The organism is Thermoanaerobacter ethanolicus JW 200, from assembly GCF_003722315.1.
GTDB lineage: Bacteria > Bacillota > Thermoanaerobacteria > Thermoanaerobacterales > Thermoanaerobacteraceae > Thermoanaerobacter > Thermoanaerobacter ethanolicus.
The window spans coordinates 612,896-629,844 of record NZ_CP033580.1; the positions used below are offsets into that span (position 1 = coordinate 612,896).

Annotated in this window: 15 protein-coding genes and 1 pseudogene; 15 read left to right on the plus strand and 1 reads right to left on the minus strand. The window is 34.4% G+C overall.

The window, feature by feature from the left end; translation table 11 throughout:
• Positions 1-74: 74 nt before the first annotated feature.
• Positions 75-1,313: an IS110 family RNA-guided transposase gene (locus EB239_RS03050; RefSeq protein ID WP_201035670.1), complete on the minus strand. Its 1,239-nt coding sequence runs from the start codon at positions 1,311-1,313 to the stop codon at positions 75-77.
• A gap of 484 nt (positions 1,314-1,797) precedes the next feature.
• On the opposite strand from EB239_RS03050, the pseudogene EB239_RS03055 reads away from it, so the two are divergent.
• The 15 genes and pseudogenes from EB239_RS03055 to EB239_RS03120 all read left to right on the plus strand — a co-directional run.
• A pseudogene (locus EB239_RS03055) lies at positions 1,798-2,259 on the plus strand (UxaA family hydrolase); the annotation flags it as partial.
• Positions 2,260-2,350: 91 nt separating this feature from the next.
• Positions 2,351-3,496, plus strand: coding sequence for a galactonate dehydratase (gene dgoD / locus EB239_RS03060; RefSeq protein WP_003868998.1), 1,146 nt, complete (start codon positions 2,351-2,353; stop codon positions 3,494-3,496).
• A gap of 88 nt (positions 3,497-3,584) precedes the next feature.
• Positions 3,585-4,547: a phosphoglycerate dehydrogenase gene (locus tag EB239_RS03065; protein WP_003868999.1), complete on the plus strand. Its 963-nt coding sequence runs from the start codon at positions 3,585-3,587 to the stop codon at positions 4,545-4,547.
• A 19-nt stretch (positions 4,548-4,566) separates the two neighbouring features.
• Positions 4,567-5,214 carry a bifunctional 4-hydroxy-2-oxoglutarate aldolase/2-dehydro-3-deoxy-phosphogluconate aldolase gene (locus tag EB239_RS03070; RefSeq protein WP_003868263.1) on the plus strand — a complete coding sequence of 216 codons (648 nt, stop codon included), beginning with the start codon at positions 4,567-4,569 and terminating at the stop codon, positions 5,212-5,214.
• A 73-nt stretch (positions 5,215-5,287) separates the two neighbouring features.
• Complete coding sequence (locus EB239_RS03075) at positions 5,288-6,448, plus strand: MFS transporter (protein WP_042835372.1); 1,161 nt, start codon at positions 5,288-5,290, stop codon at positions 6,446-6,448.
• Positions 6,449-6,566: 118 nt separating this feature from the next.
• The gene (locus EB239_RS03080; RefSeq protein ID WP_003869001.1) at positions 6,567-9,314 is read left to right on the plus strand and encodes a sigma 54-interacting transcriptional regulator; all 2,748 of its coding nucleotides are present in this window, start codon (positions 6,567-6,569) and stop codon (positions 9,312-9,314) included.
• A 174-nt stretch (positions 9,315-9,488) separates the two neighbouring features.
• A complete protein-coding gene (gene agaB / locus EB239_RS03085; protein ID WP_003869002.1) occupies positions 9,489-9,962 on the plus strand; it encodes a PTS galactosamine transporter subunit IIB in 474 nt (157 codons plus the stop codon).
• Between the two features lie 14 nt (positions 9,963-9,976).
• Positions 9,977-10,771, plus strand: a complete 795-nt coding sequence (gene agaC, locus EB239_RS03090) for a PTS galactosamine transporter subunit IIC (RefSeq protein WP_003869003.1) — start codon at positions 9,977-9,979, stop codon at positions 10,769-10,771.
• Positions 10,772-10,778: 7 nt separating this feature from the next.
• Positions 10,779-11,561, plus strand: coding sequence for a PTS galactosamine transporter subunit IID (gene agaD, locus EB239_RS03095; protein WP_244262342.1), 783 nt, complete (start codon positions 10,779-10,781; stop codon positions 11,559-11,561).
• 1 nt (position 11,562) lies between these two features.
• Positions 11,563-12,012: a PTS sugar transporter subunit IIA gene (locus EB239_RS03100; protein WP_003869005.1), complete on the plus strand. Its 450-nt coding sequence runs from the start codon at positions 11,563-11,565 to the stop codon at positions 12,010-12,012.
• 129 nt (positions 12,013-12,141) lie between these two features.
• Positions 12,142-12,996, plus strand: coding sequence for a class II fructose-1,6-bisphosphate aldolase (fba, locus tag EB239_RS03105; protein ID WP_003869006.1), 855 nt, complete (start codon positions 12,142-12,144; stop codon positions 12,994-12,996).
• Positions 12,993-13,922 (plus strand): 1-phosphofructokinase, encoded by a 930-nt coding sequence (gene pfkB / locus EB239_RS03110; RefSeq protein ID WP_003869007.1) that lies wholly within the window; start codon positions 12,993-12,995, stop codon positions 13,920-13,922. Before fba ends, pfkB begins: the two co-directional genes overlap by 4 nt.
• 22 nt (positions 13,923-13,944) lie before the next feature.
• Positions 13,945-15,108 (plus strand): SIS domain-containing protein, encoded by a 1,164-nt coding sequence (locus tag EB239_RS03115; protein WP_003869008.1) that lies wholly within the window; start codon positions 13,945-13,947, stop codon positions 15,106-15,108.
• Between the two features lie 150 nt (positions 15,109-15,258).
• A complete protein-coding gene (locus tag EB239_RS14590; RefSeq protein WP_003869009.1) occupies positions 15,259-15,417 on the plus strand; it encodes a hypothetical protein in 159 nt (52 codons plus the stop codon).
• Positions 15,418-15,604: 187 nt separating this feature from the next.
• Positions 15,605-16,939, plus strand: a complete 1,335-nt coding sequence (locus EB239_RS03120; protein WP_042835373.1) for a TrkH family potassium uptake protein — start codon at positions 15,605-15,607, stop codon at positions 16,937-16,939.
• Positions 16,940-16,949: the final 10 nt, after the last annotated feature.

Consider the following 16,949-nt stretch of genomic DNA (forward strand, 5'->3'; position numbering starts at 1 on the left):
AGGGCATAGCAAAGCTAACCATCACGCAATAAGCTGATGGAAATTAATGTAAAATATGGTTATGGGATAATATGTTAACTTATACAATCATCTCCTTTCATTATTGGGGATTTATAAAGTTTTTCTTCGCGCAGCAGAGCGAAGACTAACCTTACAGTTTTACGTGCAGTCAATACAAGAGCACGTTTATGCTTGTGAGTTTTGCTTTCTTTAAATTTGCGGGCATAGTATTGTGAGAACTCAGGTAAATACTTCCTGAGCTGGTCAGCTGCTTGAATAAAATAATATCTGAGATACTCATTACCAGTACGCTTGAGATATGTGTCCTCCGCTTTAAAATCAGCAGACTGGTACTCTGACCAATAAAGGCCGGAAAACTTTGCAAGGGCATTATCATTATCAAACCTTGAAATTCCGCCTATCTCAGATATTAAGCCGGCTGCGATGGTTGGGCCAATACCTTTTACTGATGTAAGACAAAGGAATTCATTGTTAAATCCTTTTACCTCATTAATAATGGCTTTTTCTACAGCTTTCTTCTGTTTTTCAAGGGACTGTAGATTATCAAAGCAAGACTTGATAACAAAGTTTAAAGAATCATCTACAGTAGCATTAATTCTATAAGACTTGTGAACAGCCTCTTGAAGCAATTTAGCTGTAGCTTCTGGATCATCAAAGCGATCTTTACTCTTGTCAACCAAAAAGCCGGCAAGCTCATCAAGCGGTCGAGCCGCAATATCATCAAGGGTGAAAAACTCATTAAATATTTCAGTAGCAGTTGCTCCAAAATTATTACTAAAGACTTTATTTTGGCACAAACCGCTAAACTTAAGGAACAAATTGCTGAGGAAATAATTTTTTTCTCTAACAATACTATTAACAATGTGAAAGCGATGGCGAGTAAGCCTCTGGAGAGCAAGATATCTAAAATCTACAGAACAAGATTTGGGGAGTCTACCGAATCTCAGTTTTTCAGCAATAGCAAAGGCATCAATCCAGTCATTTTTAGGTAAATTGCCGAGAGACTTTTTAAAAGCATTAATAATATTAGCATTAAAAGTAGTAATAGAAGGTTGATAAGGCTTAAGAGCAGAATGATCAGCCAAATAATACTGGAGGTGCCAGCCATAGACTGAAGTAGATTCCAAACCAATAAAGACCTTTTGGATATTGTATTTATTACAACACTCCAAGATACGGGAAACTATAACATCACAACCATGAGGGTTATTTTCTACAGAAAAACGAGAGGAAGCATCATTACCCTCCTGGTCGAGAATATGAACCTTGACATCATTCAGGCTTACATCCATACCAACAAAAAGCTTATTCAAGATTGTTACACCTCCTTTCAAAATTGATAAAGTAAGTAAAAGTTAATTTGAGATAACCCTAGCAACCAGATTATGTAGCAACCTCGCAATTAGCTCTTAATATATAAGCCTGAATCCTCTGCTGCCAGGGGCTTATATATGACAAAGCAGATTTCGCGTAAGAAAAGGCAAATCTGGTGTAGGGACCACACTTTAAAGAGCGGTCAAGCCGCATGGAGGACGAAAGCCTGTCCCACATTAACTTTACAGTATAATAATGCTACAAGTTATCTCAAAAGTAAATAATAAGGCCGAAAAAAGATGAGACGGCCGCGCCATGAATCCTGCATATTGCGCAATATTACGGATTCATGGCAATAGATAAGATTTTAGACAAGATGAGAATATTAAAGATTTCCAGTTATGAATGCGCTTTATTAAATTTTTAAGAAGTGAGACAAATTTATTGTCTTTAAAATTAATTATACGAGGAGGATTGAGTACTTTAGAAGAAAAATCATTAGGTTCGATTATGAAAGGTGGAACAAGTATTATTAATGAAGTTGTACGTTATGGAGAAATTCCGAAAGAAAAAGGTCTCATTATAATGGATACACCAGGTTATGATATTGAATCTGTTACGGGGATGGTAGCTGGAGGAGCGCAGATATGTGTATTTACCACAGGGAGAGGTACTCCTATTGGTAATCCTATTATACCTTTAATTAAAATAACGGGAAATAAACAAACGTATGAAAACATGTCGGATAATATTGATTTAGATGTTTCGGATATAATTGAAGGTAAAAAAGACATTAAAGAATGTGGTGAAATGCTTTTACAAGAGATAATAGATGTATGTAATGGTAAATTAACAAAAGCAGAGATATATGGATTTTCAGAAACGTGTATATATAGAAATCAAGAGATTTGGTGTTCGTGGTAAGGTAATAAAACATTCCTTAGATTATAAGAAGCTGAGAGTAAAAAAGGTTCAACACAAGTAAGACATTAAAATGAGGAGGGGAGAAATAAAGATGAAGATTACATCATTAAAGGTATATAAGGTAAAACCAAGATGGATATTTTTAAAGATAGATACAGATGAAGGGATTAGTGGATGGGGTGAATTGATTTCGGGTACTAAAACAGAAACAGTTGTTGCAGGCGCATATGAAATGGGAGAGTATCTTATTGATAAAGACCCGAGACAAATTGAGGATATGTGGCAAGTAATATATAGGTCCTTTTTTAGAGGCGGTCCTATAAATATGACAATTTTATCAGGCATAGAAATGGCATTATGGGACATAAAAGGCAAATATTATAATGTGCCAGTATATGAATTTTTGGGCGGAAAAGCAAGAGACAAAATAATGGTTTACTCATGGATTGGTGGAGACAGACCCTCAGATGTAGTGGAAGCAGCTTTGGATAGGAAGAATAAAGGTTTCAAGGCAATAAAAATGAACGCCACAGAGGAACTTCATTATATTGATTCATATAAAAAAATTGAAGCTGTTATTGAAAGAGTGGCATCAATAAGAGATGCTGTTGGTTATGAAATGGAGATAGGGATAGATTTCCACGGACGTGTTCATAAGGCAATGGCTAAAGTTTTAGCTAAAGAATTGGAAAAATACAGGCCGATGTTTATAGAAGAACCTGTATTACCCGAAAACAATGAAGCACTGAAGGAAATAGCAAGTTATACATCCATACCTATTGCGACAGGTGAAAGATTATATACTAGGTGGGGATTCAAAGATGTATTAAAAAGCGGTGTTGTAGATATAATTCAACCCGATGTAGCATTAACAGGGGGTATTCTTGAAGCTAAAAAAATATCTGCTATGGCAGAAGCGTTTGATGTAGCTGTAGCTCCACATGCTCCGTATGGTCCAATTGCACTTGCTGCTACATTACAATTAGATATCTGTACACCTAATGTGTTTATACAAGAACAAAGCTTAGGCATACACTATAATCAAGGTTTTGATTTACTTGATTTTGTAAAGAATAAAGAAATCTTTGCGTATAAGGATGGCTTTGTCGATATTCCAACGGGCCCAGGACTTGGTATTGAAATCGATGAAGAATTAGTCAAAAAAGTTGATATGGAAGGATTACATTGGACTAACCCAAAGTGGAGGAATTACGATGGAACGGTAGCTGAGTGGTAATATTATTAAGCAGTAAATAACGCATATATCGGATAATTAAAAAGCAATTTAAACAGTAAATAACATTGGATTTTCAAGGGGTGATACAATGTCTAAGTATAAAGTTGTGATTACTGCTAGATCGTTTGGTGAGAGCAGTGATGAGCCGTTCAATATATTAAAAGGGAATGACTGTGAAGTGGTTAAGATTCCTGTTGATAGGCCTTTAAGTGCAGAAGAACTTATACCTTTAGTGAAAGATGCTGATGCACTGATAGTAGGTAACGATAAAGTAACTGAAGATGTAATTAATGCAGGCAAGAAGTTGAAGGTTATTTCTCGATACGGGGTTGGATATGATAATGTTGATTTGAATGCTGCAAAGAAAAAAGGAATTGTTGTAACAAATACTCCAAACGCTAATAATAACTCCGTGGCTGATTTGGTAATTGGGCTCATGCTCGTGCTTGCAAGGAATTTACTTGCTGTAGATAGAATTGTGAAATCTGGCGGATGGAAGAGAATAATGGGTACTGAAATCTACGGAAAGACTCTGGGCATAATTGGCTTAGGAAAGATAGGGAAAGGTGTTGCAAAGAGAGCTAAGGGTTTTGATATGAATGTACTTTGCTATGATGTTTATCCAGATCTAAAATTTTCAGAAGAATATGGAGTAACTTATTGCTCATTTGAGGAACTTTTGAAGCAGTCAGATATTGTAACTATCCATGTTCCATTGACACCGGAGACAAAAGGTCTTATTGGCGAAAGAGAACTTGGCATGATGAAACCAACTGCTTTCTTGATAAATACATCAAGAGGTGGTATTGTAGATGAACGCGCACTATACAATGCTTTAGCGAATAAGAAAATAGCAGGGGCTGCACTTGACGTTATGGAACAAGAGCCACCCATTAATAGCCCACTTCTTCAGCTTGACAATGTTGTAATAACATCCCATATTGGAGGATACACATGTGAGGCCATTACTAATATGGGAATTGTGGCTGCAAAAAATGTTGTACTAGTGTTAAATAAAAAGGAAGGCGCACACATAGTTAATGGCGAATAATTTTTAGGAGGGAATGATTATGAAAAGCTATGAGGTATTAAATAAGATTAAGGAAGTAGGAATTTGTGCAATTGTAAGGGGTACATCCGTTGATTCATTATATAGAATTGCAGATTCACTGATTGCAGGGGGAATAAAAGCTATTGAAGTTGCATTTAATACCCCTGGTGCTGCTAAGATGATAGAAAAACTTGTTGAAAAATATAGTGATCAGGTATTAGTAGGTGCAGGTACTGTCTTAGATGCTGAAACTGCGAGAATTGCTATACTGTCAGGAGCATCATTTATATTATCACCTTCTTTAAATCTAGAAATGATAAAAATATGCCAAAGGTACAATGTACTACCTGTTCCGGGCATTTCGACACCTACAGAAGCAGTAACAGCGTGGGAAAATGGAGCGCAGATTGTTAAAGTGTTTCCTGCTGGAGTCTTTGGGCCAAACTATATAAAACAGTTAAAAGGACCTTTATCGCAAATAGAAATGATGGCAGTTGGGGCAGTAAATCTTGACAATTTTAAAGATTTTATAAAAGCTGGAGCATGTTCTGTAGGAATAGGCAGTGAGCTTGTAAATAATAAGCTTGTCGAGGAAGGAAAGTTTGATGAAATAACAAAGAGAGCTGCAGCATTCGTAAATGCATTTAAAGAAGTTAATGGTAAATAACCAAATTTGTTTTTCCTCCCCTGTTTCGGTATAATTAATGTGCAGGATAAACAAGACAGGGGAGGATATTTTGTTGAGAAAAAACGCGTATACAATTGTAATAATTTACCTTTTAATGATGTTAATAGGAATAGTAGAAAATGTCAAAGGACCGCTGATAATAAATATCAAGACTTTTTATGGTGTTGACTATACTATGATGGGCTTATTTTTGTCAGTTGGAAGTTTTGGATTTATTTTATCGACTTTTCTAGGAGGATTTTTAGCCGATAAAATAGGCCGTAAGTCAGTATTAATAAGTGGTCTAATCCTTATAATAGCCGGAATACTTGGAATTTTTGCAGCTCGTAAATTTATTGTATTTCTTATTTTTGCTTTTGTGATGAACATGGGGATGGGACTATTGGAGATTGGCATAAATGCAGTTGCTTCAATAGTTTTTATAGTAAACCAAGCACTTATGATGAATTTGCTTCACTTTTTTTACGGAGTTGGAGCTATTATTTCCCCAAATATGACAGCAAAACTGTTACATATCAATTTTTCGTGGCAACAAGTTTATTTAACTGTTGGAGCAATAGCTTTTATACTAATGTTAGCCGCACTTGAGATTAAGATACATGGAGAGAAAAAACATATTGCGGGAGATAAAATAGATTACATACAAATCCTAAGTGACAAACGCATGTGGCTTTTTGCAAGTATGCTTGGATTTTACATTGCCTCTGAACTTGGCGTAGGCAATTGGGTTGTCACATTTTTTAGCGCACAATATAAAATGGACAATACAATAAGTTCTCTCTATCTTGGGCTTTTCTTTGCGGCATTCACTTTTGGCAGATTAGTTGGGGGGTTTATTGTTGAAAGAATTGGTTATATAAAAAGTTTGTTTATATTTTCTTTGGTTTCTTCAATACTTATTGCATCTGGAATGGCCGGAAGAAATTTTGCATTTTTAATTTCAGTAGCAGGATTTTTTTATTCAATAATTTTCCCAACGACAATTGCTATAGTCATGAAAGAATTTAAACAACATGTAACTATTATAATCGCCATTATTTTGACAATAAGTTCAACAATAAATATGTTGGCAAATTTTTTAATTGGAAGATTAAACGACATTTTTGGAGTTTTTATTGGATTTTCAGCTATATTGATATTTATGATTTTAGTCGTATTTATGTCTTTAATTTTAGCGAAAACAGAAACAACTGATGATTTAGAGAAAGTCTGATTTACAAACTAGCTTAACTTTCCTCTAAAAATTTTTACTTTTCTGTGGTATACTTTTTATAAATACAGTATGGAGGTGTGCGATAGTTTACTAATTCGCCTTAAAGGGGAGACCATCCTTGACAAACAAAGAGAGGGTTTTTAATTTAATAAAGGATTTGTCAAAAGATATAAATATTAAAGAAAAGAAGGGATTGACTGCTCAAGAAATTGCAAAAAAGTTGAATTTGAGAAGGAATGTAGCAAGCCATTTATTAAATGAACTTTATAAAGAAGGCAAAATAATAAAAATAAACACAAGGCCTGTCTATTTTTTAGACAAAGAAGTTTATGAAAAGAAGGCAAAAGAATTCAAAGAAACGGCTAAAACCTTTGATTCAACTGTAAAGATTTCAAACGATGACCCTTTTACAAAGCTTATAGGATATAACGGCAGTCTTAAAACACAAGTGAAATTATGCAAATCTGCTGCTTCTTATCCTCCCAATGGACTACCTATTTTGCTTATTGGAAATACAGGAGTAGGTAAAAGCTTCATTGCTCAACTTATTTACGAATATGCAAAATCGATCAATGCCATAGATGAAAATGCTCCATATGTGATATTTAATTGCGCTGAGTATGCTAACAATCCTGAACTACTTTCCGCAAACCTTTTTGGCTATGTAAGAGGAGCATTTACAGGTGCTGATAAAGACAAACCCGGCCTTTTAGAAGAAGCGGATGGAGGATATTTGTTTTTGGATGAAGTTCACAGATTGTCGCCAGAAGGGCAGGAAAAACTGTTTCTATTTTTGGACAAGGGAATATTTAGAAGACTTGGTGAGACGGGCAACTGGAGAACGGCGAAAGTGAGGTTTATTTTTGCTACAACAGAAGACCCTGAGCAAACTCTGACAAAGACTTTTTTAAGAAGAATCCCATTAGTTGTAAATATTCCTTCCCTTTATGACAGACCTTTACATGAAAGGTTACAACTTATCTATAACTTTTACAAAAATGAGGCCAAAAATCTGGGAATGGATATTTTAATAAGCAAGCAAGTATTGAATGTTCTCCTTAAGACCAAAATATCCGGCAACATTGGCCAGCTTATGAATGTCATAAAATACAGCTGTGCTCAAGCCTATAACCATGTCATAAGAGAGAAGACTAATATATTGCGAATCCATCTATATGACTTGCCGAGAGAAATGCAGGCTGATTTAGATATAATAAAAAGTAATTTTCACTTTAACGGCATGTTAATTTCTCACAGCAGAAAAGATGAAGATTTAACATGGGATAAAGAAGACGATAAAGAGGTTTATGATATAGTAAACAAGCTATTTGAACTATTTGAGAGATATAGCTGCAAAGAAATAAGTGAGGATACTTTTAAAAAAGACGCTTTAATTTATTTGAATGAATTTACAGATAAAATAATTTTTAAAAATGACAATACTTATATAGATTCGATAGTTTTCAATGCTATCAAAAGTGTAGTGGAAAATGTGTTAAATATAATACAAAATATGTACGGAATTAAATATTATGGTAATTCGGTTTTAGTATTGACGCATTTTATTAATTATTTATTAAGCGATGTAACTTACGAGAAGTATTCTGAGAATATAAAAGTGGTATTAGGAGTTTTGAAAAATGTTTTTCCCAAAGAGTTTATAATAGCTAATAAAATGGTAGAACTTATTGAAGTAAATCTCGATGTAAAATTTAACCAAATAGTTATAATTTATTTTACACTTTATATTAAAAGCTTAAATAAAAGTGACAATACAAATCTCATAAATTCTATAATAATAGCCCATGGTTATTCAACTGCCAGTAGCATAGCTAGTGTCGCCAATAGGCTTTTAGGACAGTTTGTTTTTGAAGCTTTTGATATGCCAATTGAGATGTCAACACAAGAAATTATGCTAAAAGTTCAAGATTATTTAAAGAATATAGATACCTCCAAAGGAATCATTATATTGGTTGATATGGGTTCTTTAGAGGAAATATACAAGTCTTTGACTGACATTGTCGAAGGAGACATAGCAATTATTAATAATATTACTACTCAATTGGCTTTAGACGTTGGGAATAGAATATTGCAAAATCAGCCACTAGAGCAAATTGTAACAGAGGCAATACAGAAAAACAGCAGCAGTTATAGATTTATTAAATCTCAAAAAAATAGAGAAAATGCTATTCTAACAACTTGTGTAACAGGAATCGGCACAGCAGTGAAAATAAAAGACCTTTTAAAAGAATGTTTTACAAATGAAAATATTGAGATTATTCCATATGATTACAGTAGGTTAAAAGGGAATGGAATAAAAGATGAGATATTCAAAAATTACAACGTTAAGTTGATTATTGGGACAGCAGACCCTGGAATAAAAGAGATACCCTATTTGTCTTTGGAAGATTTGATCGCTGGCAAAGGGGATGTGTTGTTAAGTAAAATATTAAAAGGTATTGTCGACGATGAAACTATACAGCAAATCAATCAAACGATAGTCCGGCTTTTCTCCTTGCAAAATGTATTACAGCACTTGACTATATTAAACCCTGATAAAATAATTGCCCAGGTTGAAAAAGCCATATCGGATCTAGAAAGGTTTATCGGAGTTAGATTTTCTAATGATTTAAAAATAAGTTTGTATATACACGTCAGTGTAATGATTGAAAGATTAGTTATGAAAGAACCCATAACATCTTACAGTAATTTGGAGGAATTTGAACAGTGTCATAGACAGTTCATAGATTTTGTTAAAGCTTCTTTTAGTGTCATAGAAGAAACTTATAAAGTGGATATACCGACGACGGAAATAGGGTTTATATATGACTTGATAGTTACAAAAATAAAAGATTTACCAGTATAAAATAACCTTGCAATAACTTTTAAAATAAACAAAATTATATTTGATTTCTAGGCATTCCTTCGATAGGAATGCTTTTTTGTATATCAATGCTGTTAAAATTAATTACACTCTTTGGCATGCTTTTTGCTAAAGAAATATAGTGAAAACAAATTCAAACTGAAAGGAGGGGAGTTATTGTCAGTTCCTAATATTTTATTAACACGTATAGATAATCGTTTAGTTCATGGGCAAGTAGGAGTTACTTGGGTAAAATCTTTAGGAGCAAATTTGATCGTTGTTGTAGATGATGAAGTAGCTAATGATCCTTTACAGCAGCAGCTGATGAAGATGACAGCAGAAATGGCAGGTGTAGGGATTCGCTTTTTTACCATAGAACACACTATAAATATAATTCATAAAGCTTCTCCATCTCAGAAAATTTTTATAGTGTGCAAAACTCCGCAAGTTGTTAGAAAATTAGTAGATGGGGGAGTACCTATAAAAGAAGTGAATGTTGGTAACATGCATTTTTCACCAGGTAAAAAACAGCTAAGTAAAAAAGTATATGTAGATGACAATGATTTAGAAGATTTGCACTATATTAGTTCGAAAGGGGTGGAAGTGTATATACAAGATACTCCTGACGATAAAAAAGAATATTTACAATGAGGAGGTTTGATTGAATGCATAGCATTACATTGACGCAAGCTTTGCTTTTAACTTTAATGGCGATAATAGTAGGTGTGGATTTTTGGCTTGAAGCATTTTTCCTTTTTAGACCGATAATTGTTGGAACTTTAACAGGATTGATACTTGGTGACGTACACACAGGCTTAATTGCTGGTGGGTTAACCGAATTGGCATTTGCAGGATTAACACCCGCTGGAGGAACGCAACCACCCAATCCAATTTTAGCAGGATTAATGACAACAGTTATTGCTTTTACAACAGGTGCAGATCCTAAGACAGCAATAGGATTAGCATTACCTTTTAGTTTTCTAATGCAGTATATTATTTTATTCTATTACTCTAGCTTTTCGTTTTTCATGGCAAAAGCTGATAAGTATGCAGAAGAAGCAAACGTAAAAGGACTTGCCAAAATAAATATTTTAACTACTTCTATTGTTGCTCTAAGCTATGGAATAATCGTCTTTTTAAGTGTATATGTTGCACAGGATTTGATGAAAACAGTTGTGCAATCAATGCCAGCTTGGTTGGCTCATGGATTCCAAATAGCAGGCGGAATATTACCAGCGGTAGGATTTGGTATGTTGCTTAGAGTTATGATGAAAGCAGAATACACGCCATATTTTATAATAGGGTTTTTTGTAGCTTCTTTCCTACCTTTTTCAAATTTATTACCTGTTGCGGTAATAGGCGCAGCTTTAGCACTTTACGAGTATTTCCGTACAAAAGATCAGCCTGTTTTAAATAATGTAGTAGCAACGAAGGGAGATGATTATAGTGACGGAATCTAATAAAAAAGTGTTGACAAAAAAAGATATAACAAAACTAGCAATTTTTTCTTCACTTTTACAAGCCAGTTTTAACTATGAAAGAATGCAGGCAGGAGGGTTTACTTTAGCACAATTACCATTTTTAAGAAAGATATATAAAGATGATAAAAAAGGCCTTTCAGAGGCTATGAAGGACAACTTAGAATTTATAAACACTCATCCTAATTTAGTAGGATTTTTAATGGGACTGTTGCTTTCTTTGGAAGAAAATCATGAGGATAGAGGAGTAATTAGAGGATTAAAAGTAGCCTTGTTTGGTCCTTTAGCGGGTATTGGCGATGCTATTTTTTGGTTTACTTTACTTCCGATAATGGTAGGTATTAGTGCTTCTTTTGCTATGCAAGGAAGCTTAATTGGACCAATTTTGTTTTTTGCAGTGTATCTAAGCATCTGGTTATTACGTATTCCTTTAACTCATCTTGGCTATACTTTAGGTGTAAACGCTATAGACCTCATTAAAGAGCAATCAAAAATATTTTCTAAAGCAGCTTCTATACTTGGTGTTACTGTTATTGGAGGATTAATAGCCACATATGTGCATATTGAAGTATTAACTAAGATTCCAATAAATAAAGACCATGTTATCTCATTGCAGACAGAATTTTTTGACAAAATTTTCCCTAATATTTTACCTTTAGGGTATACTTTATTGATGTTTTACCTATTAAAGAAGAAAAAAGTAAGCCCAGTTATATTGATATTAATAACATTCTTTATGGCGATATTCTTCTCGTATTTAGGGGTTTTGTAATATGCATGATACTGTGATCATTATTACAGGACATGGGAATTATGCAACTGGGCTAAAAAGTTCAATTCAGCTTATAGCTGGGATTATTGATGGTGTGTATGCAATAGATTTTAAGGAAAATGATTCGGATATAAGTTTGAAATATAAGATCAAGGAAATATTGGACAAATATCCTAATTCACCAGTTTTAATCATATGTGATATTGTTGGAGGAACACCTTTTAAAGTAGCTGCTGAATTTGCTGTTTCGGGTGATAAAAAAATAGAATTGGTAGCAGGGTGTAATTTAAGCGCTTTATTAGAAATAGTTTTGCAAAAGGATAAATTGTCAATTACTGAGTTGGCTAAGCTTGCTGTTAAAACTACTAAAAATAGTGTATTAAATTTTACACAGTATAATGAGCATTATAAAAATGATGAAGGAACAGAAAAAATGAGGGAGGGTATTTAAGAGAGATTATAATTCTGCACTGGGGTGCTTTAAATGCCTGGTGCAGAATAGTTTTTAAAACAGTTAATAGTTCAATATTTAAAATATATTTAGTGGTTTTATACTGAGTTTGAATAGGTGGTGAACAAAATGCCATTAGTCAATACAAAAAAGATTCTGGAAGATGCTAAAAAAAACAAATATGCTGTAGGAGCTTTCAACGTACACAACCTTGAAACTTTAAAAGCGGTTGTAAAAGCTGCAGCTGAGATGGAATCACCTTTAATTTTACAGACAACACCGGGTACAATAAAACATGCGGGAGAAGACTATATAGCTGCAATGGCAAAAGTCGCATCAGAAAAATATGACATACCAATAGCACTACATTTAGACCACGGAAATTCCTTTGACCTCGTTGTAAAATGCATAAGAGCAGGTTACACTTCAGTAATGATTGACGGCTCAATGCTTTCCTATGAACAAAATGTCGAACTGACAAAAAAAGTTGTAGAAGTAGCTCATGCAGCAGGGGTGACTGTAGAAGCAGAACTTGGGAGTATAGTAGGCGTTGAAGACGATATGTACGTAAAAGAAGATAAAAGTGCATTTACAGATCCTGAAATGGCAGCGGATTTTGTAGAGAAGACAGGAGTTGACTCATTAGCTATAGCAATTGGCACGGCCCATGGGATGTACAAAGGAGAAGTAAAACTTGACTTTGAAAGGCTAAAAGAAATAGCGAGCTTAGTAGACATTCCATTGGTACTTCATGGTGCATCAGGAGTTCCTGATGAGTTGGTAAAAAAAGCTATAGCACTGGGTATATGCAAATTAAACATTGCTACAGAATTAAAAATTCCTTTTGCAAATGCAATAAAAGAAGTATTTAAAAATAACCCAGATGAGAGCGATCCAAGAAAATTCCTTGCACCTGGAGAAAGAGCAATAGAAGAAGTCGTAAAAGAAAAAATAAAACTTTTTGGCTGTGGTGAAAGAGCATGATATTGACAGTCACTTTAAATCCCTCAGTTGACAGAAGTTACAGAGTAGACAATTTTCAAGTGGGCAAAATTTTCAGAGCCCAGGAAGAAAACAGCGTGGCAGGTGGCAAGGGAATCAATGTAACAAAGGTTATAAAAACCTTAGGGGAAGATGTAACAGCAACAGGATTTTTAGGCGGTAAATCGGGAGAATTCATAGAAGAAGAGCTTAACAAAATAGGTGTCAAATGTAGCTTTATCAAAATAGAGGGAGAGACTCGTACATGTATAGCAATTTTAGACCCTGTATCAAAAACTCAGACGGAAATCTTGGAAAAGGGACCTTATGTGTCTCAAGACTATATAGAAAAGTTTTTGGACAGTTTTAATGAACTATCAAAGAGCTGTCATATCATAACAGCCTCTGGAAGTGCACCTTCTGGTGTTCCTGAAGATATCTATGTAGAACTAATAAATATCTCAAAGCAAAACGGTGCCAAACTAATTTTAGATACAAGCGGTGAATACCTCTCAAAAGCTGTTAGGGCAAAACCATTCATGATCAAACCTAACAGAGAAGAAGTAGAAAAACTGCTTAATAAAGAACTGAAAAATACTGAAGAAATCAAAAAAGCGGCTTTAGAGCTCAAACAGTTTGGAATAACTATTGTGTCAATATCTTTAGGCAGTGAAGGTTCTATCGTTGCATGTGAGGAGGGAGTATTTAGACTTATACCACCTCAAATAAAAGTAGCAAGTCCTGTGGGCTCAGGGGACTCATATGTTGCAGGTATGGCAGTAGGCATAAAAAGAGGATTTGATATTGTTGATGCTGCGATATTAGCAACTGCATGTGGAACGGCAAATGCCATGTATTACAAGACAGGATATGTTACATTAGAGGATGTTGAGCATTTAAAAAATAATGTAAAGGTCGAAAAACTTTAAAAAAACAAGGAGGTATAAAAATATGATATTAGGTTACAGTGAAGAACAATTAAAAGAAAAGAAAGGCTATGCTACAGCGAAAGAAATAAATCAGCAGCCGCGATTATGGAGAGAACTTTTTAATATTCTTTTACATCAAAAAAGAGAAATCACTGAGTTTTTAAATCCAATATTCCAAATAAAAGATTTAAAAATTATACTAACTGGTGCAGGAACATCTGCTTTTGTAGGCTATAGCAGTGAAGGCTATTTGAGGAGAATGCTTGGCTTAGACGTTGAAGCAATTGATACTACAGATATTGTTGCATCACCAGAGAACTTTTTCTTTAAAGACAAACCTACTCTTTTAATTTCCCATGGAAGGTCTGGTGACAGTCCAGAAAGTTTAGCTACAATAGAGTTAGCAGAAAAAATTATAAAAGATGTTTATTTTTTAAACATCACCTGCAATAAAGATGGCAAAATGGCAAAAAGCACAATTGACAAGAAAAATTGTTTAAACATATTTATGCCTGAAGAAGCAAATGATGAAGGTTTTGCAATGACAAGTAGTTTCACATGTATGCTTTTAACAGATTTAATGCTGCCACACATAGAACAAATTGAGAGCAAAAAAGACCTCTTTGAAAAATTAGCAAAAGAAGCAGAGAGAATAATAGAAGAAGAGACGAGGATAATAGAAGAAATATCAAAAAATGACTATGACAGATTGATATACTTGGGCAGTGGCAACTTAAAAGGATGTGCTGCAGAAGCTGCATTAAAATCTTTAGAATTATCACGAGGAGAAGTCAATACTAATTTTAACACCCCTTTAGGATTTAGACATGGCCCTAAATCTGTGATAAATGATAAAACACTTTTAGGATTTTTTGTATCAAACAATCCTTATACACAAAAATACGATTTAGACCTCATAAAAGAGATAGCAAACGAAGCAGGACAAAGAAAATTAATGGCTTTTCTGCCGGAAGATTTACAAATAGATGGAATAGATTATATATTCAAATTGAGACAAGATTTTACCAATGTAGAAGAAGCTTTTTTAACGCCTTTGTACATTATTTATGCACAAATGCTAGCTTTTTATAAATCTTTGAATTTAGGAATAACACCTGACAATCCAAACCCTGAAGGAAGAGTAAATAGAGTTGTTAAAGGTGTAATAATTTATGAATATGTTTAATATAAAATTTTATTAAAGCCATGGAGTAACTTCTCCATGGCTCAGACTGTAGACAAACTTTCGTAAAGGAGATATTTTGCATAAGGAGCGACTTGTTACAAAGCGGTAACAAAACTTAGCAAGACCGAGGGTGGAGGCAGGGCCGAAGCCATGGATGGCGAAGGCGGGCACCTTAAGGCATGGATGCCGATTGTGCCCGGTACCCTGCCGGAACCTGAAGGTCGAGCTTTAGTTTTGTCGCTTTGGAACATCGGAGCGACGATGCAAAATATCTCCTTTGAATATTTTTTAACTTTGTCAACAAACTGAGCCATGGAGTAACTTCTCCATGGCTTTATAACTGAAAGGAATACTCTCTCAAGGAAAGTAGAATGATTGACTCGATGACAGTAATTTGTTATAATTTAAACGTTAAATCTTTTTGCTTTAAACATTTTATCAGTAAAAACCGATAAAGGCCTTAAAAGGCCTTTTCTCCATAGGAAGGTGATTTTTTATAATAAAAATAAAACTGACACCTACTCAAGTACTTGCTTTAGGATTTGCGGCTATTATATTAATTGGGACTTTATTACTGATGCTACCTGTGGCAACTAAAAGTGGAGAAGGGGCAGATTTTTTAACTGCGCTTTTTACGGCTACCTCAGCTACATGTGTTACTGGCCTTGTGGTTGTTGACACAAAAACATATTGGTCTACTTTTGGGCAAATAGTGATAATGTTGCTGATACAAGTTGGTGGTCTAGGTATTATGACCATGTCAACGCTTTTCGCATTGATCCTTGGTAGGAGAATTACCTTTAAAGAGAGATTGGTGATGCAAGAAGCTTTCAATACAAATAGTCTTGGAGGCATTGTGAAATTTGCCAAGTATATACTAATGGTTTCTTTTTTATTTGAAAGCATTGGCGCAATTATATTGACTTTGAGATTTTTACCGCAGATGGGATTAAAAAAAGCAGTGTATTACGGCTTGTTCCATTCTATTTCTGCATTTAATAATGCTGGCTTTGATCTTATGGGTAATTTTAGGAGTCTAACGGGTTATGTTTCTGACTGGGTGGTAAACCTGGTCATAATGGGTTTGATAATATTTGGCGGGTTAGGATTTTACGTTTTGCTTGATATATACGAACATAGACATTTTAACAAATTTACACTGCATTCAAAAATTGTTATAACTATTACATTGTTTTTAATTGCTATCGGCACACTGCTTATATTTTTATTTGAATACAATAATCCAAAAACATTAAAACCACTGGATTTTCCTACAAAGATACTTGCAGCATTATTTCAAGCTGTGACACCCAGAACAGCTGGTTTTAATACGTTATCGCTTTCTGACATGACTATAGCGTCTGAATTTTTGACAATAATACTTATGTTTATTGGAGCTTCTCCAGCTGGAACAGGTGGAGGTATCAAGACAACTACTTTTGCGGTTATACTATATACTGTGTTATCAGTTATAAAAGGTGAAGAAGAGACAGTACTTTATAAGCGCACTATTAGCAGAAACATAGTCTATAAAGCTGTAGCTATATCTTTTATAAGCGTTTTTATTATTTTCTCCGTGACTATGGTTTTATCTATTACTGAAACATCCGACTTTTTGACTATATTGTACGAGACAATCTCAGCTTTTGGAACTGTAGGACTATCACTCGGGCTTACCCCTGAATTGACTACAGTTGGCAGAATTATTATAATATTTACAACGTATACTGGCAGAGTTGGTCCTTTAACATTGGCGTTGGCATTGGCAAAAAGGCAGAGAAGGCCTAAACCTATAATAAAATATGCTGAAGAAAAAATTATGGTAGGCTAAAACAGAGGTG

Bases quoted from the DNA above. Each gene is read 5' to 3' on its own strand.
- EB239_RS03050 (WP_201035670.1), bottom strand. From the start codon at position 1,313: ATGGATGTAAGCCTGAATGATGTCAAGGTTCATATTCTCGACCAGGAG.
- dgoD (WP_003868998.1), top strand. From the start codon at position 2,351: ATGAAGATTACATCATTAAAGGTATATAAGGTAAAACCAAGATGGATA.
- EB239_RS03065 (WP_003868999.1), top strand. From the start codon at position 3,585: ATGTCTAAGTATAAAGTTGTGATTACTGCTAGATCGTTTGGTGAGAGC.
- EB239_RS03070 (WP_003868263.1), top strand. From the start codon at position 4,567: ATGAAAAGCTATGAGGTATTAAATAAGATTAAGGAAGTAGGAATTTGT.
- agaC (WP_003869003.1), top strand. From the start codon at position 9,977: ATGCATAGCATTACATTGACGCAAGCTTTGCTTTTAACTTTAATGGCG.
- EB239_RS03100 (WP_003869005.1), top strand. From the start codon at position 11,563: ATGCATGATACTGTGATCATTATTACAGGACATGGGAATTATGCAACT.
- fba (WP_003869006.1), top strand. From the start codon at position 12,142: ATGCCATTAGTCAATACAAAAAAGATTCTGGAAGATGCTAAAAAAAAC.
- pfkB (WP_003869007.1), top strand. From the start codon at position 12,993: ATGATATTGACAGTCACTTTAAATCCCTCAGTTGACAGAAGTTACAGA.
- EB239_RS03115 (WP_003869008.1), top strand. From the start codon at position 13,945: ATGATATTAGGTTACAGTGAAGAACAATTAAAAGAAAAGAAAGGCTAT.
- EB239_RS14590 (WP_003869009.1), top strand. From the start codon at position 15,259: ATGGATGGCGAAGGCGGGCACCTTAAGGCATGGATGCCGATTGTGCCC.